The organism is Pseudactinotalea terrae (assembly GCF_009733845.1).
GTDB classification, from domain to species: domain Bacteria; phylum Actinomycetota; class Actinomycetes; order Actinomycetales; family Beutenbergiaceae; genus Pseudactinotalea; species Pseudactinotalea terrae.
The window spans coordinates 840,689-864,743 of sequence record NZ_WNXZ01000001.1 but is presented as its reverse complement, the minus strand read 5'-3'; the positions used below and the strand labels follow the sequence as shown (position 1 = coordinate 864,743).

Annotated in this window: 19 protein-coding genes; 6 read left to right on the top strand and 13 right to left on the bottom strand. The window is 71.3% G+C overall.

From position 1 onward, the window contains the following. The first annotated feature begins 54 nt into the window (after positions 1-54). Complete coding sequence (locus tag GPA03_RS03975; protein WP_156250667.1) at positions 55-1,281, top strand: carboxylate--amine ligase; 1,227 nt, start codon at positions 55-57, stop codon at positions 1,279-1,281. 2 nt (positions 1,282-1,283) lie between these two features. On the opposite strand, the gene GPA03_RS03970 is transcribed toward GPA03_RS03975, so the two are convergent. Then, complete coding sequence (locus GPA03_RS03970; RefSeq protein WP_156250666.1) at positions 1,284-1,763, bottom strand: hypothetical protein; 480 nt, start codon at positions 1,761-1,763, stop codon at positions 1,284-1,286. 57 nt (positions 1,764-1,820) lie between these two features. Here GPA03_RS03970 and GPA03_RS03965 point away from each other — a divergent pair, with 57 nt between their 5' ends. Next, complete coding sequence (locus tag GPA03_RS03965) at positions 1,821-2,249, top strand: hypothetical protein (protein ID WP_156250665.1); 429 nt, start codon at positions 1,821-1,823, stop codon at positions 2,247-2,249. On the opposite strand, the gene GPA03_RS03960 is transcribed toward GPA03_RS03965, so the two are convergent. From GPA03_RS03960 to GPA03_RS03950, 3 genes are read right to left on the bottom strand one after another with little or no spacing between them, the layout of a single operon-like run. Continuing rightward, positions 2,234-3,163 carry a GNAT family N-acetyltransferase gene (locus GPA03_RS03960; RefSeq protein WP_156250664.1) on the bottom strand — a complete coding sequence of 310 codons (930 nt, stop codon included), beginning with the start codon at positions 3,161-3,163 and terminating at the stop codon, positions 2,234-2,236. The two genes, GPA03_RS03965 and GPA03_RS03960, sit on opposite strands and share 16 nt — an antisense overlap. Next, a complete protein-coding gene (locus GPA03_RS03955; protein WP_206673441.1) occupies positions 3,163-3,582 on the bottom strand; it encodes a TIGR03618 family F420-dependent PPOX class oxidoreductase in 420 nt (139 codons plus the stop codon). The genes GPA03_RS03960 and GPA03_RS03955 overlap by 1 nt, the downstream gene beginning before the upstream one ends. 2 nt (positions 3,583-3,584) lie before the next feature. Further along, positions 3,585-4,022 (bottom strand): HIT family protein, encoded by a 438-nt coding sequence (locus GPA03_RS03950; RefSeq protein ID WP_156250662.1) that lies wholly within the window; start codon positions 4,020-4,022, stop codon positions 3,585-3,587. Positions 4,023-4,059: 37 nt separating this feature from the next. Between GPA03_RS03950 and GPA03_RS03945 the strand changes: the two genes are divergently transcribed. Beyond that, complete coding sequence (locus tag GPA03_RS03945) at positions 4,060-4,614, top strand: DUF1697 domain-containing protein (protein ID WP_156250661.1); 555 nt, start codon at positions 4,060-4,062, stop codon at positions 4,612-4,614. Beyond that, the gene (locus tag GPA03_RS03940; protein ID WP_156250660.1) at positions 4,611-5,630 is read left to right on the top strand and encodes a DNA glycosylase AlkZ-like family protein; all 1,020 of its coding nucleotides are present in this window, start codon (positions 4,611-4,613) and stop codon (positions 5,628-5,630) included. The genes GPA03_RS03945 and GPA03_RS03940 overlap by 4 nt, the downstream gene beginning before the upstream one ends. A 10-nt stretch (positions 5,631-5,640) precedes the next feature. Here GPA03_RS03940 and treZ read toward each other — a convergent pair whose 3' ends face one another. The 3 genes from treZ to GPA03_RS03925 form a co-directional block, all read right to left on the bottom strand. Continuing rightward, positions 5,641-7,401 (bottom strand): malto-oligosyltrehalose trehalohydrolase, encoded by a 1,761-nt coding sequence (treZ, locus tag GPA03_RS03935; protein ID WP_156250659.1) that lies wholly within the window; start codon positions 7,399-7,401, stop codon positions 5,641-5,643. Positions 7,402-7,537: 136 nt separating this feature from the next. After that, positions 7,538-9,448 (bottom strand): HNH endonuclease signature motif containing protein, encoded by a 1,911-nt coding sequence (locus GPA03_RS03930; protein ID WP_162458247.1) that lies wholly within the window; start codon positions 9,446-9,448, stop codon positions 7,538-7,540. 345 nt (positions 9,449-9,793) lie between these two features. Continuing rightward, positions 9,794-10,234, bottom strand: a complete 441-nt coding sequence (locus tag GPA03_RS03925) for a GNAT family acetyltransferase (RefSeq protein WP_156250657.1) — start codon at positions 10,232-10,234, stop codon at positions 9,794-9,796. A gap of 106 nt (positions 10,235-10,340) precedes the next feature. Between GPA03_RS03925 and GPA03_RS03920 the strand changes: the two genes are divergently transcribed. Continuing rightward, a complete protein-coding gene (locus GPA03_RS03920; RefSeq protein WP_156250656.1) occupies positions 10,341-10,988 on the top strand; it encodes a hemerythrin domain-containing protein in 648 nt (215 codons plus the stop codon). A gap of 17 nt (positions 10,989-11,005) precedes the next feature. Here GPA03_RS03920 and treY read toward each other — a convergent pair whose 3' ends face one another. From treY to merB, 5 genes are all read right to left on the bottom strand, one after another. Next, entirely contained in the window at positions 11,006-13,477 is a 2,472-nt protein-coding gene (treY, locus tag GPA03_RS03915) for a malto-oligosyltrehalose synthase (RefSeq protein WP_156250655.1), read from the bottom strand. 1 nt (position 13,478) lies between these two features. Then, a complete protein-coding gene (gene glgX / locus GPA03_RS03910; protein ID WP_156250654.1) occupies positions 13,479-15,674 on the bottom strand; it encodes a glycogen debranching protein GlgX in 2,196 nt (731 codons plus the stop codon). 45 nt (positions 15,675-15,719) lie between these two features. Further along, positions 15,720-16,544, bottom strand: a complete 825-nt coding sequence (gene fdhD / locus GPA03_RS03905) for a formate dehydrogenase accessory sulfurtransferase FdhD (RefSeq protein WP_156250653.1) — start codon at positions 16,542-16,544, stop codon at positions 15,720-15,722. Between the two features lie 12 nt (positions 16,545-16,556). After that, entirely contained in the window at positions 16,557-18,671 is a 2,115-nt protein-coding gene (locus GPA03_RS03900) for a HelD family protein (protein WP_241681078.1), read from the bottom strand. Between the two features lie 78 nt (positions 18,672-18,749). Beyond that, positions 18,750-19,430, bottom strand: a complete 681-nt coding sequence (merB, locus tag GPA03_RS03895; RefSeq protein ID WP_156250651.1) for an organomercurial lyase — start codon at positions 19,428-19,430, stop codon at positions 18,750-18,752. Positions 19,431-19,503: 73 nt separating this feature from the next. Between merB and GPA03_RS03890 the strand changes: the two genes are divergently transcribed. Further along, entirely contained in the window at positions 19,504-21,825 is a 2,322-nt protein-coding gene (locus tag GPA03_RS03890; protein ID WP_156250650.1) for an FdhF/YdeP family oxidoreductase, read from the top strand. On the opposite strand, the gene GPA03_RS03885 is transcribed toward GPA03_RS03890, so the two are convergent. Then, complete coding sequence (locus GPA03_RS03885; RefSeq protein ID WP_162458246.1) at positions 21,800-23,941, bottom strand: DEAD/DEAH box helicase; 2,142 nt, start codon at positions 23,939-23,941, stop codon at positions 21,800-21,802. The two genes, GPA03_RS03890 and GPA03_RS03885, sit on opposite strands and share 26 nt — an antisense overlap. Positions 23,942-24,055 lie beyond the last annotated feature (114 nt).

Genomic DNA, 24,055 nt, shown 5'->3' with positions numbered 1-24,055 from the left:
ATGTCGGCACGCCGTCGTGCGGGGGCGTGCCACGCCGACGCTAGTCTCGCGCACATGCCTGGTGAGACCTCCGTACGCCCGATCGTGGTCGGTGGCGACATCGGCGCCTACGCCTCGGCACGCGCCTTTCACGAGGCCTACGGCGTGCGCACCGTGGTGCTCGCGAGCGTCTCGGTCGGCCCGGTCGCCCACAGCACGATCGTGGATCTGCGGATCGTCCCGGACCTCGACGACGACGCAGGGTTGATCTCCGCGGTGCAGGCCGTCGCGGCGGAGCAGCCGGGTGTCCCTCACCTGGTGCTGGGCAGCGCCGACCAGGCCGTGCACGCGCTCGTGCGGGTGCGTGCGGCACTCGGACCTGACGTCGTGGTGCCGTACGCCGACCAGGCGACGATGGAGCAGGTCACGACCAAGGCGGGCTTCAGCCGGCTGTGTGCCGAGCTCGGCATCCCGCACCCGCGTACCCAGGTGGTGCGGATCGGCACCGACGCCCACGATCTGCGGGACGAGGTGACGTTCCCCGCCGTGGTGAAGGCGTCGTCGTCGGCAGAGTTCCACGACGTCGAGTTCGAGGGCAAGCGCAAGGTCGCGTACGCGAACGACGCCGCCGAGCTGGCAAGCATGCTGGATCGCATGGCAGCCGCCGGTTTCGCCGGCGAGGTCGTGGTGCAGGAGCGGATCGAGGGCGGTGACGACGCGATGGCCGCAGTCAACGCGTTCTGCGGGCCTGCGGGCGGGGTGCGGTTCCTGCTGTTCGGCGAGGTGCTCCTGGAGGAGGCCACGCCCAACGGGCTCGGCAACTCGGTCGCGCAGATCACGGGCGGCCGCGCGGCTCATGACGCCGCGGTCGCGCACGCCCGACGCCTCCTGGAGCATGTCGGCTGGACCGGGTTCGCGAACCTCGACCTCAAGCGCGACCCGCGCGACGGCTCCTACACCTTTCTCGAGCTCAACCCTCGGGTGGGGCGTAGCGGCTACGCCGTGACCGCGGCCGGCTACAACGTCGCCGCGATGTACGGCGAGGCCTACCTCGCAGGTGAGCCCACGCCGTCGGGCGAGCCGGTGATCGGCGATGCCGAGCACCTGTTCACGGTCGTGCCGCTCGCGCTGCTCCAGCGGTACGTGTCGGCGACCACGTGGGCGCGCGTGCGCGAGCTCAGGCGCCGAGGAGCGGTGACGAACCCGTACTACTACGCCGCAGAGAGAAATCCTCGCCGCTGGTTCTACGTCGTCACGGCGATGGTCAACCAGTTCCGCAAGTTCCGGCGCTGGCACGCCTGAGGTCAGCCCAGGAAGTTGGTGCCCGTGTAGAAGTGGAGCACGGGGACGCCGAGCCTCTCGCGGGCGCGGGAGGCCCAGTCGGCGTGGAAGGTGTCCTCGACGGCGTGCGGCCGGGTCACGATGATGACCTCATCGGCGTCAGCGTTGGTCACGGCCTGGGTGAGCGCGGGCAGGGGGTCGTCGTCGACCACCGAGCCACCGGCCTTCAGGCCCGCCGCCTCGAGGGCGGCCACGGTCTGCTCGAGCGCCTCGGAGGCCTCCTGCCGGGCCTCGTCGTCGTCCTCCCTCTCCGTGATCGCGTCCCACGCCTCCTTGAGCTCGAACAGGCTCAGGTGGTTGATGATCTCGGTGATCACGTTCTGCTCGGTGTCGGCGGGCACGAGGACCGTGACGTCGAGCTGGTCGTCGCCGTGGAGGGTGCGGATGTTGGTGACGTCGCTGGGGCGCAACGCCTCCTCGGTGAGCAGGATGATCGTCGGCATAGCGGCGAGCATACTGGCGCACGGGAGGAGCTGACGGGCCAGGTCTACGATCCGAGGATGGCGCAGCGGCGTACGGCTCGTGGGTGGCTGAAGGCACGTCCTGCGGATGTCGTCGACGTGTTCGTCTACGTGGTGGTCCTCAACCTCGCGGTGGAGTACGTGCCGAACGTCCTCAGCGAGGGTTTCACCCTGACACTCCTCACCGCGCTGCTGCTCAAGGTCGCGCTCGAGTGCGTCATCTGGGGGAAGAGCGCCATCCTGGGCCGGTTACGGGCCGCCACCACCCGGCGGGCGAAGATCGTTGCCGGAGTCTGCCTGTGGGTCGTGGCCGCAGGCAGCAAGTTCGTGGTGCTCGAGCTCGTGGCGCTGGTCTTCAGCGATGCGGTGAGCCTCGGCGGCTTCTGGTCGGTGACGCTGCTGGTGCTCGTGCTGCTTGCCGCCAGGGGTGGCGTGCGCCGCCTGCTCGCCGATCAGACGCTGCGCTGATACCGAGAGATCGTCCGGACCGGGAGGAAGCCCACGGTGGCGTACAGCCGGTCCGCGCCCGTCGGGCTGGTCGAGTCGACCTCGAGCTCGGCGACGGCGTAGCCGGCCTCGCGGGCGGCGCGGAGGGTCCCGAGGAGGACCTGTCGGGCGAGGCCTCGGCCTCGCGCCTCGCGGCGGGTGCCGAGCAGCTCGACGTGCGCGACGCCGGGCTGGTGCTCGCCCACCAGCGCGTACGCGAGAACCCGGCGGTCGTCGTCGAGCACCACGCGGCCCATGTCGGGTCGCGAGGCCCCGGAGCCCATCCAGTGCACCCAGACGTCTTCGGGGATCGCGCTGGAGTTGCGGTGGTCACGGAAGGCGTCGTTGTGCGCCTCGCGCGTCGCGAGCAGGGCTTCGGGATCGATCGCGACGGCGGCCGAGGGGTGGCCCGGGTCCTCCCACGCGGGCAGGTCGACCTCCATGGTGATGAAGTAGTTGTCCGGGCGGTAGCCGGCGTGCTCGAGGAGTCGTTGGGTGGGGGAGTCGGGCGTGCCGCCGGCCGAGCGCAACCGGATCGGGAGACCGGGGTGCCGGACACCGGCGAGCTCGATCCCGCGGCGCTCCAACCGGGCCAGCAGCTCGCGACCGATCCCGCGGCGTCGGTAGGCGGGGTGCACGTCACCGCCGATGCTGGTCAGGGCATGCCCCGCGACCGGCTCGGAGCCTGCCCACACCGTCCCGGCGGCGACGAGATCGCCGGCCTCCCACACGGTGACGCTGTCGGTGGCCGGGTCGAAGCGGGGTGCCTCGAGCTGCTCGGCCACGGCTGCCTCGGAGATCGGCCTCCCGGTGCCATCGGCCTCGATCGCCGCGTTCGCGAGGACAGTCAGCGCAGGCACGTCGGCGAGGGTGGCGGGCCGCCACGTCAGTGCCATCAGCCGCCCATCTTGGTGAAGTCGAGCGTGCGCCACCTCTGCACGTGGAGTCGGACCACGGTGTCATCCTGCTGGCCCGGTCCGGCAGCGAACGCCGCGCCCTTCTCGGCTCCGAGGTAGCGCGAGGCGATCGCCTCGACCAGCCCTTCCGGCGCTGGACTGATGCTGACGGGACCCTCCACCGTCACGTACGCGGGTGCGGGCTCGCCCTCGCGCTGCACGCAGAAACTCGCTCGACCCGCCCGCTCCAGCAGCGCCACCTTGGCGCTGCTGCTCGGTGTGGCGACCTCCACCACGCCGTCGAGGTACCGGTACCAGATCGGTGTGAGCGACGGGGCACCGTCTGGTCGGTCGATGCCCAGCACCCCGATATGCACGTCGGCGAGGAACGCCTCACGCTCCTGCGTGGTCATCGCCATGCTCATGACCGCGCCCCGCTCTCGGCGACCTGGTGGTGCCCGTGGGCACGCAGCCGCTCACGGAGCCGTGCGGCGGCCTCGTCCATGTCGGCGTCCGAGACGTCCGTGAGCACGTTGTGCGGGTCGAAGTCCGCCGAGCTCTTGCTTGGCCACACGTGCACGTGGGCATGCGGGATCTCATACCCCTCGATGAGCAGCCCGACTCGTGGGGCGCCGAACTCCTCCCGCTGTGCCAGCCCGATGAGGCGCGCGACCTCGAACAGGTGCGCAGCGACGTCGGGATCGAGGTCGACCCAGTGGTCGACCTCCTCGCGCGGCACGACCATGGCGTGACCGAGCTGGAGCGGGCCGATCGTGAGGAAGGCGACGCAGACATCGTCGGACCAGAGGAACCGACCGGGGATCTCGCCGTCGATGATGCGAGTGAACAGAGTGGCCATGGCACCTAACCTAGGACGTGGGTGCGACGATGGGGTGATGGCCAGATGTGTCGCGCTGCTGCGGGGTGTCAACGTGGGCGGGGTGCGGGTCGCGATGGCGGACCTGCGCGCCGCGGTCGAGGAGCTCGGGCACACCGACGTCGCGACCTACGTGCAGTCGGGCAACGTCACCTTCACGGCCGAGGCCGAGCCGCCGGCGCTCGCCCGGGGTCTGGAGGCGGCGATCGCCGAGGCCTGCGGTGTCAGCACCACGGTCATCGTGCTGACGGCCGCGGAGTGGGAGGAGCTCATCGAGCACAACCCCTATCCCGACGAGACCGACGGGACCAAGCTTCACGCCGTCGTCGCCGCACAGGACTACACCCCCGACCAGGTGCGTGCGGCGCGGGACCTGCGCGACGCCGTCCGGGAGGGCGGTTCGACCGACGATCTGACCGTCGTCGGGCGCGTTCTCTACCTGCACCTGCCGAACGGGATGGGCCGCAGCAAGCTCGCCGAGAAGCTCGGCCGCTCACGCGCCGCCGGACAGCGGGAGGCGACCGCGCGCAACTGGCGCACCGTGCTCGCCCTGCAGGAGCGGCTCCGCGGATGATCACGCTCGACGACGGCGCCTCGCTCGCCTGGCGGTGGCGTCACCACGGGCTGGACTCACCGCTGGCCGCGGGCGTCGTGGTCGTGGCGGAGCGGGTCCTGGCGGCGCGGGCGTGGCCGTTGCCCGCCGCGGAGGAGGCGTTCGCGGTCCGGCAGGCCGACCCGCAGGCCGGTGCGGTCGAGAGCGCGTTGCGAACGGGTGAGCTCATCCAGAGCTACGCGTTCCGCGGTGGCTCCTACGTGTTCACGCCGGAGATCGGCGCGGTGCTCATGGCCGTGCGGACGACGAGCCGGGCGTGGGAGTCGCGGCGGTGGCAACGGCAGATCGTCGACGACGCCGTCGACTGGGAGGCGTTGCGTGCGGCGGTACGGGAGGCGCTGGCGTCGGGGCCTGCCACCCGCGCCGAGATCGCGTCGCACCTGGCCGGGGCGCGTTCGGTCGCACAGCTGGCCGAGGCGGCGGCGACCGGGGCGGGCGCCGACAGCCTTTACAAGCCGCTGCACTGGTGGGGCGACATCTGCTTCGGGCCGCCGCGGCAGGGGCAGAGCACGTTCCGGTGGCTGCGGGACGACCCGCACTGGCCGGGGCTGCCGGACGCCGACGACGCCGGTCGGCTCGCTGTCCGGCAGTACCTGCGGGCGTATGGGCCGGCCACCGAGGCCAACCTCAGCTACTGGTTGACCGAAGGGCTGAGTGCGCCGCGTTCTCGGGTGGCGGGGTGGCTCGCCGATCTCGGTGACGAGGTGAGCGCCGTGACGGTGGCGGGCGTCCACGCATACGTGCTCACCGAGACGCTGGACGACCTGCAGGCTGCTCAGCCTTCCGACGCGCTCAAGCTCCTGCCTGCCTACGACCCGTGGGTGATGGGTCCGGGGACCGCGGACTCGCGGATCGTCCCGCCCGAGCGGAGGCGGCTGCTCTCGAACGGCGCGGCGGCGCTGGTGCGCGGTGGCCGCGTCGTCGGCACGTGGCGGCTCCAGGACGGTGCCACATCGGTGTCGTGGTTCGAGGAGTAGGCCGACCCTGTCAGTCCCGTCCGAGGATGACGACGTCGTGGGCGGCCAGATCGATGGCACCGTCATCGACGCCGTGGTCGCGCGGTTCCCACGAGGCCAGCACCACGCGAGGGCCGGGCTCGGGGAGCGTGACCTGCTGCGTGTGCGCCGCCGTGTTGATGACGACGTCCGTGTGCTCGCGGTGCAGGATCAGCCAGCCCGCTGTTGGGTCGGCGCTGACGCGGAGGCTCGTGGCATCCCCGCCGCGGAGGTCCGGTCGAAGCCGGCGGAGCGCGATGAGTGCCTTGACCCAGGCGAGATGGCGGGCGTGCTCGGGTCGCGTGTGCTCGTCCCAGTCGAGGCGGCTGCGTTCGAAGGTGGTGGCGGCCTGCGGGTCGGGTGCCTCGGCGCCGGGACCGTAGATCTCGTCCCAGCCGTGCTCGCCGAACTCGCGGGCGCGACCCTCGCGGACCGCCTGCGCCAGGTCGGGGTCGTCGAAGTCGGTGAAGAACTGGAAGGGCGTCCGCGAGGCCCACTCCTCGCCCATGAAGAGCATCGGCGTGAAGGGCGTGGTGAGCAGCAGCGCGGCCGCGATCGCGGACTGCCCGGCGGTGAGGCGCTCGGGCGGCCGGTCACCCAGGCCGCGGTTGCCGACCTGGTCGTGGGTCGAGGTCGCGATCACGAAGTGGCGCCGGTCCACGGTGTCTGGTACCGGCGCGCCCCAGACCTTGTGGCGGAACGAGGAGTACGTGCCGTTGTGCACGAACACCTGCTGCAGTGCGGCGACGAGGGTCTCGAGTGAACCGAAGTCGGTGTAGTAGCCGTGCCGCTCGCCGGTGAGGAACGCGTGGATGGCGTGGTGGACGTCGTCGTCCCACTGGGCGGTCATGCCGAGGCCGCCCTCGGAGACGGGCGTCACCATCGTGACGTCGTTGAGGTCCGACTCGGCGATCAGGCCGAGGGGGCGCCCGAGCTCGGCGGCGAGTGCCGCCGTCGTGCTGGCGAGCTGTGCCAGCACGTGGGTGGGCGAGTCGTCCCGGAGCTCGTGGACGGCGTCGAGTCGGAGCGCGTCGAGGTGGAAGTCTCGGAACCAGCGCACCGCCTTGTCGATGAGGAACGAGCGGACGTGCTCGGACCCGGGCTGGTCGAGGTTGACCGCCGACCCCCAGGGCGTGTGGTGGGCGTCGGTGAAGTAGGGCCCGAACAGGGCGAGGTAGTTGCCGGTGGGGCCGAGGTGGTTGTCGACCACGTCGAGCGCGACGCCGAGCCCGCGCGCGTGCGCGGCGTCGACGAAGCGCTGCAGCGCGGCCGGGCCGCCGTAGGTGTCGTGGACGGCGTAGAGCGCCACGCCGTCGTAGCCCCACCCACGCGTCCCGGGGAATGCTGCGACCGGCATCAGCTCGATGATGTCCACGCCCGTGTCAGCGAGATGGTCCAGGCGTTCGATGGCTGAGTCGAGGGTGCCCTCGGGTGTGAAGGTGCCGACGTGGAGCTCGTAGATGACTGCGCCGCGCACGTCGATGCCGGGCCAGTCGGCATCCTGCCAGGCGTGCTGGGTGGGGTCGAAGGTACGTGAGGGCCCGTGGACGCCGTGGGGCTGGTGCGCGCTGCGCGGGTCGGGGTAGGGGCCGTCGCCGTCGAGCATGAAGGCGTAGTCGGTGCCCGCCGGTAGCCCAGGGGAATGGACCCACCAGCCGTCCGGCTCGGCGGACAGCGGCAGGGTGTTGCCCTCGACGACGACGCCGACGCTTCGTGCGTTCGGCGCCCAGACGCGGATCGGGATCGAGCTCATTGGTTGACGGTACCCACACGCAGAGGTGGCATGCATCGGGCCCGTGCTGAGCGAGACCGCGGCCGTCCAGGTCGTGCGCGACCCTCGTGCAGGGTCGTCAACGTGCGGCGAGGATGGCCAACCCAGGGGTTCCTGGTCATCCGGCGTTGAGGTAGCCGTAGGTGTATTCGTGCTCGGTTTGGGTCAGGGGGTCCCAGTCGTTCCAGGGGTCCCAGGCGGGTTTCCAGGGGTGGCCTTCGGTGGGGACGTCGAGGGTGCGTGGGTCGGCGGCGTTCAAGCGGGCGGGTCGGTTCGCCGTGGTCTCGGGCGCGGACGGGTTCTCGGGCTCGGACTCGGCCGGGGGTGTGGTGCGGGTGAGGATGCCGTTCAGTGGTGTGGTGGTGCCGTTGGTGACGAGGTAGGTGGCGCCGGCGGGGGAGGCCCAGATCCAGATCCCGGGTGCGGGTTGGGCGACGCGCCAGTGGCCTTTGTCCTTGGCGCGGTGGTGCTTGCGGCAGAGCCGGTGGGTGTTCATGGTGGTGGTCGGGCCGCCGTTGGCGTGGGTGAGCTGGTGGTCGACGTCGCTGGCCCGGGCGCGGCGGTGGCAGTGGGGGAAGGTGCAGTAGCCGGCGTTGAGCAGGGCGAGCTGTTCTTTGAGCTTCGGTGGTGCTTCGTAGCCGGTGTATTTCAGCGGTTCGGCCAGGTCCAGCACCGGGCGGATGCTCACGTTGGAGTGTCCGAGGATCTGCATGGCTTGTTCCTTGGTCAGCACCCCGGCGCCTTCGGCGCACCAGGTGCCCGAGGGCCGGTCGAGGTGCACGTACAGCACCGTCGAGCCGAGGTTTCCGAGCTTGGCCAGCAGTCCTGCGGGCAGACCAGCCACACCGGCAGCCCGCGCCGCGGGCTGGGACGCGTGGGGGTCGGGTCGGGGGTCGGCTCCGGTGGGGTCGGATGCGTCGGTCCCGGGCGTGCGGTCAGCCGGGTCGGGGAGCAGGTCGAAGGGATCCGGGGCGGGTCTGGCTGGCGGTCCGGTGTGTTCGCCCGATGCACCCGGCGGTGTTGACCACGGCGGGTCTGACGCAGTTGCCTCAGGCCGATCGCAGGGCATGGTCGGCGGTGCCGTCGATGAAGGAGAGAGCTGGGGTGGTGGCGACGATCCTTGCGGTGTGGCGCTCGACCCCCGAGTCGATGCGGATGGCAGGGACACGGCGTCGTGGGTGGGCTGCGGCGCGGTGGGTGGTGTCGCGGCGGGGGTCGGGTTCTCGTGCGGCTCGTGCTGGGTGTGGAGGTCGTGCAGGGCGCCCAGCAGGGCGGGGTCGGCGAGCAGGCCCAGGGCCACGGCGCGCAGGATCTTCTTGGGGCGGGTATCGCCGAGGTCGGTCAGCCAGCCGGCGATCTGGTCCAGCCGTGCGTCCAGGCGGGCGGCGTCAGCGGTGGCCAGCCGGGCGGCCAGGTCGGTGGCGGCGCCGACCTGGTGCACGACCTCGACATACAACGAGGCCGCGACCCGGGCTTCGGCCTCGGCCTCGGTCTCGGGGCCGCGCACGGTGATCACGGCCTGGTCGATCACGGTACGCAGCCGGCTCATCGGGACCAGGGCGGCCATCGGCTGCGGACCGCGCCCGGTGTCCCGGGGCCGGCACAGGCGCGCCTCCACGAGCTCGGCCTGCTCCCGGGTCAGGTCCCGGGTGCGGCGGGCGATCACCCGCGCCCGTGCAAAGCTCAAGGCTCCGGCGCGCACCGAGGTCGCGATACCGCGGAGCCGGTAGGACAGGTCCAGCACATCGGCACACAGGCTGGTCGCGGCCGGTTGCGTCAGCCCCAACGCGGCGGCGACCTCGCAGACCGCGAACTCAGGGACCTGCGGGGTTCCCGGGCCACCGAGCCGGATCGCCTGCTCCATCCCGGGGCGCTGCCAGGCCGGCGGCTCCCAGTCGGCGGCGACCTCCCCGAGGTACTGGGCCAGGTGATCGATCTGGACGCCCTCCATGCGGGTCACCTCGCGAGCAGCCGCGACAGCAGCGCGCAACGCCCCGTCACCGGTCAGACTCAGAGGTAGAACATCCATACGAGAAGTAGACCACCGACCACCGACAACCCACCCAAAGCCCCAGAACCTGCGGAAGAAGCTCGTGCCGCGGAACCGGACGAAGCACGTGAGACCGGGCGTGGGCGCTGGCCAACGGCGGTGCTTCGCGTCCTGCCCGGGAGGTGGATGAGATCCGGCGCGAGAGCTGGATCCGGGGACGTGGCGCTGTCGGGCGGCCATCGTGCGGATCGGCGAGGTGCGGGTAGCGCCAGGCGGTGGTGCGGATAGAGGGTGCCTGCCGATCGGGGTGGTCGGCCGCCGCAGTTCCGGCAAGATCATGGCTGCGAACGGCCGCGACCGCGTCTGCGGCCGCGAGAAGGCTGGCTACCCCATCCGCCGGCGCGCCTCGAGCTCGGGATCGAGGAACCTCCCCAGCACGGCGACACCCTGGTTCGAGTACCCCAGCGACTGGTAGAAGCCGATCACGGCCTCGTTCCCGTCGCGCACCATCAGCTGGACCTTGGGCGCGCCACGCTCTCGCAGCCAGTCCTCGGCAGCACTCATCAGCGCCCTGCCCCATCCCTTGCCCTGCCGGTCCGGCGTGACCGCGAGGTAGTACACCCAGCCGCGGTGCCCGTCGTGCCCGACCATCGCTGTTCCCACGAGGGCATCGCCGTCAATCCCTGCGAGGACGGTCGAGGTGCTGCCGGTCAGTGCTCTCACCAGGTCGCCAGCGGGCTCGTTCCACGGCCGCACCAGGTCGCACCGCGACGACAGCTCGACCGCCAGGTCGACCTCGTCGGCCCGCAGGTCCCGGATCTCCATCTGGCGAAGTGTGCCGCACGACGACGCTCGATTCGACCTCCCGCGAACGTCTACCGCCCTACGCTTCCCACACCGGGGGAGCACGTCCGAGCAGGAGGAGGGCGCGATGCCCTGCGACGTCAGCGGGATGATCGACATCCACCGCACCTTCAAGGCCGGGTTCGGCGGGGCTGCCACGCTCGTGACAGGGGTCCGCGAGGGCGATGCGGCTCACGCGGACATCGTCGCCGCCCACATCCACGCCCTCTCGGCCGGCCTTCACAGCCATCACGAGTACGAGGACGGGCACTTCTGGGAGCCGGTGACCCAACGCTTGCCTTCCTGCGCCCTCCACGTCGAACGGATGAAGGAGCAGCACGCCGCGATGCTGGTCTTCCTGAACGCCCTCGACGCAGCCCTACCCGCCTGGCGCGCCAGCGGCACCCACGCGGACGCCGAGCCGGTCCTCCAGGCTCTGGTCGGCATCAACCGGTGCCTGGCAGAGCACCTCCCGGACGAGGAGAAGAACGTCGTCCCGGCCCTCGAGGAGGTCATGACGCAGAAAGAGGTCGATGCTGCCGGTCAGCACGGCCGCAGGGCCGTACCGAAGGGACAGGCATTCCCGTTCCTCGGCGCGATCCTGGCCGCCCAACCCGACGGCGGGGAGACCTGGCTGCGCACCCACATGCCGCTGCCGGGCCGGCTGGCCTGGCGGCTGATCGGGAAGAAGCAGTACCTCGCGAACCGGCACGCCCTCGAGCGCGGGCCGGGCTGACCCGGACCCGCGACCCCTCAGTCCTCGAGCGCCTCGAGGACGGCGGCAGGGGAGTCGGACAGCAGCTCGCTCAGCAGGACGCTGCCGCCGTCGTGGTCGGCACCGGAGACCACGTCGCGCCACCGACCCTCGGGGAGCACCACGGTCTGCGACGCCCACCCGCCGGCCGCCGCCAGCCCGACCGGGAGCCTGGTGACCACCGTGCACACCGAGGGGACATCGTCGACCGTCCGCATGAAGGCCAGCGCGTGCCCGGTGGTCGTCGGCAGCGCCGCGTAGCCTGCCCGGCCGCCCACGAACGCCTCGGGGCGACGCCGCCGCAACCGCAGCACGGACGCCGTGAGCCGCAGCTTCTCCTCGCCGAGATCGGCGGGCCGCTGGCCGGCGTCGAGCCGCTCGAGCGCAGCCGCCAGCGGCACCACGTCCACGGGCCCCCGGTTGTCCGGGTCGACCAACCCGATCGCGGTGGTCTCGGTGCCCTGGTAGACGTCGGCGACGCCCGGCATCGTCAGCTGCAGCGCCTTGGTCACCAGGATCGCCGTGCGCACCGGCTCGCTCGTGCGGCGCACCCACGCGGTCATCAGCTCACGCACAGCCTCGTCCTGCGACAGCGTCGCCACGAGCTCGGTGAGCTCGGCCTCACCCGCTTCGTCGGGCGCGGTCCAGGTGGTCCAGTCCTTCGCCTCCCGGCTCGCCTTGACGAGGTAGGCGGCGAGACGTTCGACGGCGAGCGGTCCCGTCGCGGTCCAGGTCCCGGCGAGCGTCTGCCACAGCAGGTTCTCAGTGCGACCGTGGAGCGCAGGGCGGTAGGACTCGGTCGCAGACCGCAGCGCGTGCACGTGCTCGCGCCACGCGGACCCGAGCTGCGAGAGCACGCCGATCCGCGCTCGCACGTCCTCGCCGCGCTTGCTGTCGTGGGTGGAGCCGTTGGTCATCGTCGCAGGGTGGCTCAGCTGCTGCGAGTGCGCGAAGGCGTGCAGGTCATCGGCAGCGATCGCGAACTTCTGCGGCGCACCACCCACCTCGCACAACGCCGTCAGGTGCGTCCACCGGTAGAACGCGGTGTCCTCGACGCCCTTGGCCATCACCGCACCGCACACCTGCTGGAACCGCACGATGATCTCATCGCGCCGCGGCTGCAGCCGGCGCCCCGCGCTGCCTGCCTCGCGACCCAGCACGAGGTCGACCACGAGGTCGAGCGTCTCGCCCCGTTCGGCGTCGAGCCGCTCGCGAGCGTGCTCCGCCATGTCGGCCACCAGCCCCACGCTCAGCGCCGGCGCCGCCTCGCCCGGCACCACGTACGCGCGATACCGGTCGCACGCCACGACCAGCTCGCGGACGCACTCCCGGATGGCCGTCAAGGTGTGGTCACGCAGACGCACGTCCGCTCGGCACTCGTCAGCGATGACGTGGCTCAGCCGTTCCACCTCTGCCGAGAGCGATCCCGTGGCGATCTCACGTTTCGCCTGCTCGACGACGGAGCCCAGTCCTCCCATCGCGTCACCGCTGAGCGTGGTCATCACGCCGGCGAGCTCGGCCACACCGCTCGGGTCGATCTGCACCTGGGCGATGCGCCAGGCCGTGTCGTAGCCGGTGGTACCGGCCACCGGCCAGTCCCCGGGCAGCGTCTCGTCAGGCTCGAGGATCTTCTCGGCGACCGTCCACGCGCCGCCGGTCGCCTCGTCGAGCCAACGGAAGTAGCCACGGGGGTCGGCGAGGCCGTCGGGATGGTCCACCCGCAGCCCGTCGACGACGCCCTGCTCCACGAGCTCGACGACGAGCCGGTGCGTGGCGTCGAAGACCTCGCGCTGCTCGACCCGGATCGCCACCAGTGTCCCGACGTCGAAGAACCGCCGGTAGTTCAGCTCCTCGTCGCCGACCTTCCAGTACGCGACGCGGTAGTGCTGCCGGTCGACCAGCTCGGCCAGCGGCAGGTGCTCGGTCCCCGCGCGAACGGGCAGCACATGGTCGAAGTAGCGCAGCACGTGCCCGGACCAGCCGGACTCGACGAGCGCGGCCGGTGCGGGCTCGACGCTCAGCTCACCATCGGCGAGCACGGCCCCGATCCGGCGGCCCAGCAGGGGCATCAGCACGGGACCGGACTCGAGATCGATGTCGAACCAGGAGGCGTAGGGCGACTCCGGTCCGTCGGCGAGCACCGACCAGAGCGCCTTGTTCAGGTAGGCGGGCGTCGGTGCGGCCATGTGGTTCGGCACGATGTCGAGCACGATCCCCATGTCGCGCTCGTGCGCGGCCGCAGCGAGCCTTTCGAGACCCTCCCGGCCACCCATGATCTCGCTGACGCGCTCGTGGTCCACGACGTCGTACCCGTGCGTCGAACCCGGCGCGGCCGCGAGGATCGGGGACAGGTACAGATCGGTGACGCCCAGCGACTGCAGGTAGCCGAGCCGCTCCCGTGCGTCGTCGAAGCTCAGATCGGGTCCGAGCTGGAGCCGGTAGGTCGAGACAGGGAGGCGCCGCTCACCCATCTCAGGCTCCCGAGACCGGGGTCGTGACGCTCCGATCCGGCGCGGTGACCGGGTCGAGCGGGGGCCGGGACAGCACCGTGATGCTGCGCGAGGTCACCGGTACGCCGGACTCGGCGGCGTACTCCTTCTCGAGGCCGGACGACTCATCCGTGCTGAGCACCACGCGCCAGCTGGTGCCGTAGCTCGTCTCGGGCAGCGCGAACGTCAGGTCCGAGGCGTCCGCGTTGATCAGCAGCAGGAACGAGTCGTCCACGACCCTGCGGCCACGATCGTCGGGCTCGTCGATCGCCTCGCCGTTGATGAAGACGGCGACCGACTTCGCGTACCAGGTGTTCCACGCCTCGGCGTCCATCGGGTCGCCGGTGATGTCGAGCCAGGCGATGTCCGGCAGATCGGGGCGGCCCTCGCTGTGCGAGCTCGAGCCGTTGAAGAACCGACGCCGCCGCAGCACCGGGTGGTCGCTTCGCAGCGCGATCAGGGACCGCGTGAACTCCAGCAGACCCCGCTGGTCCTCGTCGAGGTCCCAACTCATCCAGGAGATCTCACTGTCCTGGGCGTAGGTGTTGTTGTTGCCGCTCTGGGTGCGTCCGAGCTCGTCACCATGAAGGATCATCGGTACGCCCTGCGAGAGCAGCAGCGTGGTGAGGAAGTTGCGCTGCTGGCGGGCGCGCAAGGCGTTGATCTCGGGATCGTCCGTGGGCCCTTCGACACCGCTGTTCCAGGAGCGGTTGTGCGACTCGCCGTCCTTGCCGCCCTCGCCGTTGGCCTCGTTGTGCTTCTCGTTGTACGACACGAGGTCGCGCAACGTGAAGCCGTCGTGCGCCGTCACGAAGTTGATGGAGGCGATCGGGGTGCGCCCGGTGTGCTCGTAGAGGTCCGACGACCCGGTGATCCTGCTCGCGAACTCACCGAGCGTCGACGGCTCGCCGCGCCAGAAGTCCCGCACCGTGTCGCGGTACGCCCCGTTCCACTCGGTCCACAGGGGCGGGAAGCCGCCCACCTGGTAGCCGCCCGGTCCGAGGTCCCACGGCTCGGCGATCAGCTTGACCTGCGACACGATCGGGTCCTGGTGCACGAGGTCGAAGAACGCGCTCAAGCGGTCGACCTCGTGGAACTGCCGTGCGAGCGTCGCAGCGAGGTCGAACCTGAAGCCGTCCACGTGCATCTCGGTCACCCAGTAGCGCAGCGAGTCCATGATGAGCTGGAGCACGTGGGGGCTGCGCATCAGCAGCGAGTTGCCGGTCCCGGTGGTGTCGAAGTAGTGCGCCTGGTCGTCGTCCACCAGCCGGTAGTACGCGGCGTTGTCGATGCCGCGGAAGGACAGCGTCGGGCCGAGGTGGTTGCCCTCGGCGGTGTGGTTGTAGACGACGTCGAGGATCACCTCGATGTCGGCCTCGTGCAGGGCCTTGACCATGCCCTTGAACTCCTGCACCTGCTCGCCGCGCGTGCCGTAGGCCGCGTAGTCGTTGTGCGGAGCGAAGAAGCCGATCGTGTTGTAGCCCCAGTAGTTGCGCTGCCCGCGCTCCTGCAGGTGCGGGTCCTGCACGAACTGGTGCACGGGCATCAGCTCGATGGCCGTGATGCCCAGCTCCTGAAGGTGCTGGATCATCGCGGGGTGCCCGAGCGCGGCGTAGGTGCCGCGGATCTCCTCCGGGATCTCGGGGTGCAGCTTCGACATGCCGCGCACGTGGGCCTCGTAGATCACGGTGTTCGCGTAGTCGTGGTTCGGCGGCCGGTCGTGGCCCCAGTCGAAGAACGGCGTGGTGACGACCGAGGTCATCGTGTGGGCGAGCGAGTCGTCATCGTTGAGGCCCTTGGCGGAGACCGCCGCGGTCGGGTCGTCGAAGCGGTAGGAGAACAGCGACTCGTCGCCGTCGATCTGCCCGTCGATCGCGCGGGCGTAGGGGTCGAGCAGCAGCTTGGCCGGGTTGCAGCGGTGCCCGTTGGCGGGGTCGTACGGTCCGTGCACGCGATAGCCGTACCGCTGCCCCGGGGCCACCCCGGGGAGGTAGGCGTGGAACACGTGCGCGTCCACCTCGGTCAGCTCGATGCGCTGCTCGGTGAGCGTGCCATCGGGCCCGTCGTCCACCAAGCAGAGCTCGACGGTGTCAGCCGAGTAGGAGAACAGAGCGAAGTTCGTCCCCGTGCCGTCGTAGGTCGCGCCGAGGGGGTACGGGCTTCCGGGCCAGATCTGCATGTCGCAAGGATCGCATCACCGCGGGCCTTCGCCGTCACCCGTGACTCAGATCACTCGGTCGGCCCGGCTGTAGACCGACAGGCTCTGCCCGCGGGAGAAGGCGATCAGCGTCATGCCGACCTCCTCGGCGAGATCGACGGCTGCCGCGCTCGGAGCGCTCACGGCCGCCAGCACCGGAACGCCGGCCATCGCCGCCTTCTGCACCAGCTCGTACGAGAGCCGGCCCGAGACCTGGAGCACGGCGTCGTGCAGCGGCACCCGTCCTTCCCGGAGCGCCCAGCCGAGCGCCTTGTCGACGGCGTTGTGCCGCCCCACGTCCTCGCGGACGCAGACCGTTGCGCCGTCCACGAACAGGCCCGCTGCGTGCGCCCCGCCCGTGCGGTCGAACAGCTGCTGCGACTCCCGCAACACCGCCGGCAGCCCCAGCAGCGTCGTGAGCGGGACCGACAGCGTCGCCTCCGCCACCGGGTAGGACGACTCGCGTGCCACCGCCTCCATCGAGGACGTCCCGCAGACGCCGCACGAGGACGAGACGTAGACCGCGCGGTCCCGCATCTCGGGCGCACGCGCCCCGGCCCGGTGATCGAGCACGACGTCCATGACGTTGTAGGAGAGCTGCCCGCCGGCCTGGACACCGGGCCCGTAGGTGGCCTGGCGGATCTGGTCGGCCCGTGTGATCACGCCCTCGGCCAGCAGCAGCCCGTGCACGAGATCCACGTCGCCGCCGGGCGTGCGCATCGTGACCAGCCACTCCTCGCCGTCGACGCGGATCTCCAGCGGCTCCTCGCCCGCGAGCGTGTCCGGGCGCGTCGAGGTGGTCCCGTCAGCGCGCAGCCGGACCGCGGGGACGCGTCGAGTGCTCCTGGCCATCTCTGGTTCCTATCACCGCACGTGGAGCTGGACCAGTTCCTGCGTGCACCTCGTGGTCGCCACGTACAACGCGTTCCAGCCGCGGGGCTCTGCCGCGATGCTCTCGGGGTCGACGACGACGCACGCGTCCCACTCCAGGCCCTTCGCCTCGAGCGCCGACATGACGGGCATGCCCGGCAACGCCGTCCGCAGCAGATCGAGATGCTCGACCGCGGTCACGACGCCCACGCTGCCCCCGGGATACGCCCCGCTCAGCATCTCGACCTGCGTCACGACGGCGGGGACGAGCCCAGGTGCCTCGATCGTGAGCTCGCGCGGCTCGTGCCCCGAGGAACGAACCGCCCGCGGCGGCTCGTTGCGGCTGCCGGCGCGCGCGAGGATCGGCGGGACGAGCGCCATCACCTCGCGTGGCGTGCGGTAGCAGATCGTGAGATCGGCCCGCCGCCACCGGCTGCCGAGCGCCGGCGCCACCGCGCCGTCCCAGTCCGTGTGCCGGTGCGGCGACTCGGCCTGATCGATGTCCCCGACGGCGGTGAGCGAGCCCGTCGGGGTACGTCGCCTCGCCATGTGCCACTGCATCGGCGAGAGCTCCTGGGCCTCGTCGATCACGACGTGTCCGTACGTCCAGCCGTGGTCGGCTGCCGCGCGGTCAGCGAGGAACGGCTCGCGGTCGTCCCGCCGCCCGGCGGGATCGGTGCCGATCAACGCCATGACGGCGTCCAGCAGGGCGATGTCGCTGGAGGACAGGCCCTCCGGCTCCGCCACCACGGCGGCGATCTCCGCGGCCGTCAGCTCCGGGGCCACCAGCGCGAGTGCGGCGGGATCGTGCAGGAGGTCGGTGAGCACCCGGCGTGGATCCTGGACCGGCCACCACCGCTCGAGAGCGGCGCTGACCCCCGGGTCGGCCTCCACCCGGCGGCGCAGCTCGTCGATGTCGTCCTCGGAGAGCTCGCCGTCGACCTGGCCGCTGCTCGCGGCGGTGCGGACGCCCCGGTCGTCGGCCCTCGCGAGGGCGGCGTCGACGCCGCCGAGGATCTCCTCGAGCCCGTCCTCCACCGAGGTGAGCAGCTCCGCCGTCCGCTCGACGACGCGCTCGACCAGCTCGTCGCGCAGTCGCGCGAACGCCACGTCGCGGGCGGCGAGCAGGGAACGATCGCCCGCGAGCGCACCCCGCAGCACCCCGGCCAGCCGAGACCTGCTGACCCGGTGCGGCTCGCCGTCGAGCACGAGCACCAGGTCCGCAGCGGCCGGGACCAGCTCGGCCACGTGCCGGCGCAGCGCGTCCCACCACAGCGCGCGGCCCTTGATCTCGGCGATCTCCCTGCTCTCGTCGCGCTCGGTGGCGACACCGGGCACCAGCCCGTCGCACGTTGTCGAGACCACGGCGGTCTCGCCGAGGGCGGGAAGCACCTGCTCGACGTAGCTCAGGAAGCGCCGCGACGGCCCGAGCAGCAGCACCCCGCGACGCGCGATCTCGGGGCGCGCGAACAGCAGATAGGCGACGCGGTGCAGCGCGACGACCGTCTTGCCGGTACCCGGACCACCCTGGACCACCAGCGGCGAGTCGGCGCTCGCGCGCACGATCGCGTCCTGCTCCCGCTGCAAGGTGGCGACCGCGGTCCCCATGTGACCGGTGCGGCCCTCGTCGAGGGCCGCGAGCAGCGCCGCCTCACCCACGAGCTCGCCGGAACCGGCGCCCTCGGTGAGGAACTCGTCGTCGACCCCGGTGACCCGGGCGCCCGAGGTGCGGATGTGGCGACGGCGGCGCAGCCCCTGCGGGTCGAGTGCGGTCGCGGTGTAGAACGGTCGCGAGGCATCGGCGCGCCAGTCCAGCACGAGCGGCTCGCCGCCGTCGGGGCGGGGGATGCCCACCCGACCGATGCGGTGCGTCGTCTCGTGGTCGGTGTCGATGCGGCCCAGGACGAGGCCCGAGTCCGCCTCGGTGAGCGCGCGGACGCGTGCCGTGAGCATCGCCCGGCGGTGGTGGTCGGTGCGGTCCCGGACTGGGGTGCGCAGCTGGAGACCGAGCTCGTCGATCAGGTCCTTCCGGCAGGAGTCGGCAGCGTCGAGGAAGTCCTGTTCTTCTCGGATGGCCTGGGCGGTGACGTCGGGAAGAGATGAAGGCACGAAGGAAGCCAACGGCTCGGGACGGGGCGTTGTTCCCGATTCCGTCATCGTTCCCGCGGCGCGTCGACCCCGACGGTGTCAGTCCGGAAGACCCCAGAAGCGGCCACGGAGCCCCGCGGCACGGAAGTACTCGACCGCCTCGGCAGGCTCGCGGCGCCGGTAGGCGCGGGAGAGCCGGCCGTCGTACCAGCCGGCAGCCAGCCGCCACAGCGTCGCAAGGTCGAAGGTGTCGCCGGGGGAGTCCGGGTGTTGCGCGGTCACCGCCGCGACGCACTGCGGCCCGCAGTAGACCTGCTGCTGCGAGCAGGTGTGGACCACGTCGTCCCACGCCTGCGCCATCGGTACGGCGAAGTGGGCGATCCCGGGGCCGTCGGGCGGCGCGTCGCGCGAGACGTTCCACGCCAGCGGCGCGGAGCACGCCGGGCAGCGGGTCGCGACCAGCACCTCCGGCTCGTCCGGGACCAGGTGCGGGATCGCGAAGGAGTCCCATGCGCAGCCGCCCCACCAGAGCGTGTCCCGGCCCATCACCGAGAAGCCGAAGCTGCGGGTCGCGAACGGGTGCGCGAGCACGATCTCGCCGGCGGCGTCGAGCACGAGGTGCCGGGCGGCGGCGAGACGCTGCAGCGCGGCCCGGAGTGCGCCGTCTTCGAGGCCCACCTCGTGGCCGAGATCGTCGAGCGGGCCGACCGCCCCCGTGCGGGCCAGACGCTGGTAGATCGCGACACGGAGGGCCTCGTCCGTGCTGTCGCCGTCGGTCATGCGACGGAGATTACCCCGGGGGTGACACTCCACCACCAGCGGCTAGGGTCGGATCAGGCGCGAGGAGGGTCCGATGACGGGTGCACCGGAGCAGGGCATCGACGAGGCGGGTCTGCGGGTCGACGACCCCGCCACCACGAGCGCCGGGCTGCCGGCTGTCGCGCACGCGATACAGGTCGCGCTCGCCCAGATGGGGCCGGTGCGCACCGCGCGGACGCTGCTGCGCGTGAACCAGAAGCACGGCTTCGACTGCCCAGGCTGCGCGTGGCCCGACCCCGACCATCGAAGCCCTGCGGAGTTCTGCGAGAACGGTGCGAAGGCGGTCGCCGAGGAGGCGACGACGCGCCGCGTGGACCCTGTCTTCTTCGCCGAGCACAGCCTCGCCGAGCTCGCGGAGCAGGACGACTACTGGCTGGGTCAGCAGGGCCGGATCACGCACCCGATGGTGCTCGACGAGGGCGCCACCCACTACCGGCCGATCACCTGGGACGACGCGTTCACCCTCATCGCCGACGAGCTGGAGGGCCTGCAGCACGCCGACGAGGCGGTGTTCTACACCTCGGGGCGGACCTCCAACGAGGCGGCGTTCCTCTACCAGCTGTTCGTGCGCGGCTTCGGCACCAACAACCTGCCGGACTGCTCGAACATGTGCCACGAGTCCTCCGGCACCGCGTTGTCCGCGAGCATCGGGGTGGGCAAGGGCTCGGTGTCGCTGCAGGACATCTACGACGCCAAGCTGATCGTGGTGGCAGGCCAGAACCCGGGGACCAACCACCCACGCATGCTCTCGGCGCTGGCCAGGGCGAAGCGCAACGGCGCCCGGATGGTCTCGGTCAACCCGCTCCCGGAGGCGGGGCTGATCGAGTTCAAGGACCCGCAGTCGCCGCTCGGGCTGGCGGGCCGGGGCGAGAAGCTCTCCGACCTGCACCTGCCGATCCGCCTCGGCGGTGACCTCGGGCTGTTCCTCGGCGTCGCCAAGCACCTGCTCGAGGCCGAGGAGCGCGACGGCGGGGTGCTGGATCGCGAGTTCCTCGCGAACCACTGCGACGGCGTCGAGCCGTATCTCGCGCACGTCCGTACCGTCCCGTGGGGTGAGATCGAGACGGCGACAGGGCTCACCGAGGCGCAGGTGCGTGAGCTGGGGGAGGAGTTCGTCCGCTCCCGAGCCAGCATCGTGTGCTGGGCGATGGGGCTGACCCAGCACGAGCACGCGGTCGACATGATCGCCGAGATCACGAACGTGCTGCTGCTGCAGGGCAACATCGGTCGGCCGGGGGCAGGGGTGTGCCCGGTACGCGGTCACTCCAACGTGCAGGGCGATCGCACGATGGGGATCTTCGAGAGCATGCCCGAGCCGTTCCACGACCGGCTCGACGCCGAGTTCGGCTTCATCTCAAACCGTGTGCACGGCTACGACACCGTGCAGGCGATCCGCGCGATGCGGGACGGCCAGGTCGGCGTGTTCATGGCGATGGGCGGGAACTTCCTGCGGGCCACGCCGGACACCGAGGTGACCGAGGCAGCGATGCGGCGGTGCAGGCTCACGGTGCAGGTCTCGACCAAGCTCAACCGCTCGCACGTGGTGACCGGCAGGCGTGCGCTGATCCTGCCCGCGCTCGGCCGCACCGATGCCGACACGCAGGCCACCGGGACGCAGCGCGTGAGCGTCGAGGACTCGATGTCCGCGGTGCACGCCTCGATCGGCCGGCTGGCACCGCCGTCGACGCACGTGCGCAGCGAGGTCGCGATCGTGGCCGGGCTCGCGGGGGAGCTGTTCGCGCGCGAGAGCCTGGCGGCGCGCGCGCCGCGGGTCGACTGGGTCGCGCTGCAGGGTGACTACCGCCTGATCCGGCGTCACATCGAGGCCGTGATCCCCGGTTTCGAGGACTACGAGGCGAGGCTCGACGAGCCGGCAGGCTTCGTGCTGCCGCACCCGCCGCGAGACAGCCGCACCTTCCCGACGCCGTCGGGCCGCGCCCAGCTGCAGGTCAACGAGCTCACCTACCCTGCGCTTCCCGAGGGGCGGGTGCTGCTCCAGACGCTGCGCAGCCACGACCAGTACAACACCACGATCTACGGTGACAGCGACCGTTACCGCGGCATCCACCACGGCCGCCGCGTGGTGCTCGTCAACCCGGCGGACATCCGGCGTCTCGGCGTGAGCGACGGGCAGGTGATCGACCTCGTGTCGCAGTGGCGCGACGGCGTGGAACGGCGTGCCCCCGGCTTCCGGGTGGTCGCCTACCCCACCGCGCTCGGTTGTGCGGCCGCCTACTACCCGGAGACCAACGTGCTCGTCCCGCTCGACTCGGTCGCGAGGGGGAGCAACACGCCCACCTCGAAGTCCGTCGTCGTCCGCCTCGAACCCGCTAGGCGGTCAGGGCCTCGCGCATGAGGTGCACGAGCGCGTCGAGCTGGACCGACGTCGTCGAGACGATCTCGGTGTCGCTGCCGTCGAGGGCGCGGGCCGCGAGGCCCTGCTTCGCGTCGATGAGCTCGGCGATCTTGGTGTCGATCGTGTGCGCGGCCAGGATGCGCCACGCCGTGACGGGCTGCTCCTGACCGATCCGGTGCACCCGGTCGATCGCCTGCGCCTGCTCGGCGGCGGTCCACGAGAGCTCGGCGAGCACCACGTTGGACGCGGCGTGCAGGTTCAGCCCCACCCCGGCGGCGGTCAGCGAGCAGACCGCGACCGCGACCTCGGGGTCCTTCGCGAAGGCGTCGATCGCCTTCTGGCGGGCGCTCGAGGTCTGCTCGCCGCGGATCGACACGGTCTTGAGGCCGGCCTCGGCAAGGCTCCGCTCGGCGGCGTCCATGACGTCGATGTGCTTGGCGAAGAACACGACCTTGCCGACGGAACGGGCGAGCTGCGCGGTGTAGTCGGTGGCGAGGCTGGCCTTGGCCGAGCCGATGCGGCGGACCATCGTGAACACGTTCTCGCCGCCGCTGCTGGTGTTGCGCGACGACTCGAGCTCCGAGGTCGCGACCGAGCGCATGATGTCGAGATCGGGCTCGAACGGCTCCGCCTCGCCACCGTGACGCGTCTCCCAGAGGCGGTGGTAGCGCTGCGCCAGCCGGGCACCGAGCTCGCGCTCGGCCTGGCGGATCGAGCGGCCCAGGTCGTCGTCGAGCTCGACAGGCAGGTCCGCGATGCGGCGGGCCGGGAGGTCCTTCGCGACCTCGCTCTTGAGGCGGCGCACGATGCCCATCGAGATGACGGCGGAGCGGGCTTCGGGGTAGAAGCCACGGTCCGCAGGCGTCAGCCCGATGGCCTCGAGCTTGCGCATGAGGGCGGGGGCGGGCTGGTTGTCCTCGACCCAGCCGAGGAACTTCCAGATCGCGTGGAAGTCCTCGACGTCGTTGATCAGCGGGGTACCGGTCAGTGCCATCAGCAGCGGGTTGCCGCCCGGCGCCGTCATGCGGATCTGCTCGGCGAGCGAGAGCACGTGCTGGCTGCGCTGCGAGCTGAGGTTCTTGATGAAGTGGGCCTCGTCCACGACCATCGACCGGAAGCCGAACCGCATCAGCCACGACAGGTGCCGGTCGAGGATCTCGTAGTTGACGACGAAGACGTCGGCGAACGCGTCCATGGTGTCGCCGTCGCCGTGGATGACCGTGACCTTGCGCGACGGCGTCCACTGCTCGACCTCGCGCGCCCAGTTGATCTTGACGACGTTGGGAACGACGGCGAGCAGCGGGAACGCGCCGGCGACCGAGGCCGCGAGCACGGACTGCGCCGTCTTGCCCAGACCCGGCTCGTCGGCGAGCAGGAAGGTGCGGTGCCCCTTGCGGACCGACTCCAGCAGCTCGACCTGGTGCGGCATCAGCTCGAGGCCGCGTGGCGAGAAGTGCTCGAAGCGGGGGAGCGGGGGCAGCTCCATCGAGGCAGCGCCGCCACCGGCGCCCTGCTCGAACGAGCGGTACAGGGGCTCCATGAGGTCCCACCCGCTGAGGCGACCGGAGAGCGGCCGCTCGGCCGGCTGGATCGCGGGCGAGAGGAACGGGTTGGCCTTGAGCCGACGCTTCACCGACGGCGGCACGACCTGCCGGTCGGCGAGCGCAGCCGGCACGACCGTGGGGCGCGCCGGATGGGGCGCCTTGATCTCCATCTCCTCGGGTGAGAGCTGCGCGCCGGAGTCGAGGAGCCAGTCGAGCCGCATGCGTTGCGCGGCCGGACCAGGCGTGGTGGACGGGTCGAGCAGGGTCAGCAATGAGGTGTCGCGTGCGGCGGTGCGCGCGAGGATCGTGGCGACGCCGTCGAGCCGTTTGAGCAGCTCGGTGCGAGCCGCCGTCGAGAGCTTGTCATCCGACTTCACGCGGGCGCGTTCCTCGCGGACGAGGAGCGCGATCACCTGGAAGCGGGTGCGGTTGGTGGGGCCGACCTTGCCACGCGCGGCCTTCGCCTCGACCTCGCGGACCTTGCGGGCCAGGATCGGGATGATGGGCGCGGCGTCATCGCCGCGCGCGGCGCGGCGATCGAGCAGGCGAGCCTGTGATGAGCCGTTGGGCACTGTGTCTCCACTTACGCCGGGCATCCCCTGCCCGACGGCACTGTGAACGCGCGCACGATGCTGGCGCGTGGGTGGGTCGCTGCTGGTGAGCTGACACGCTCGTGTTCCTAGCAG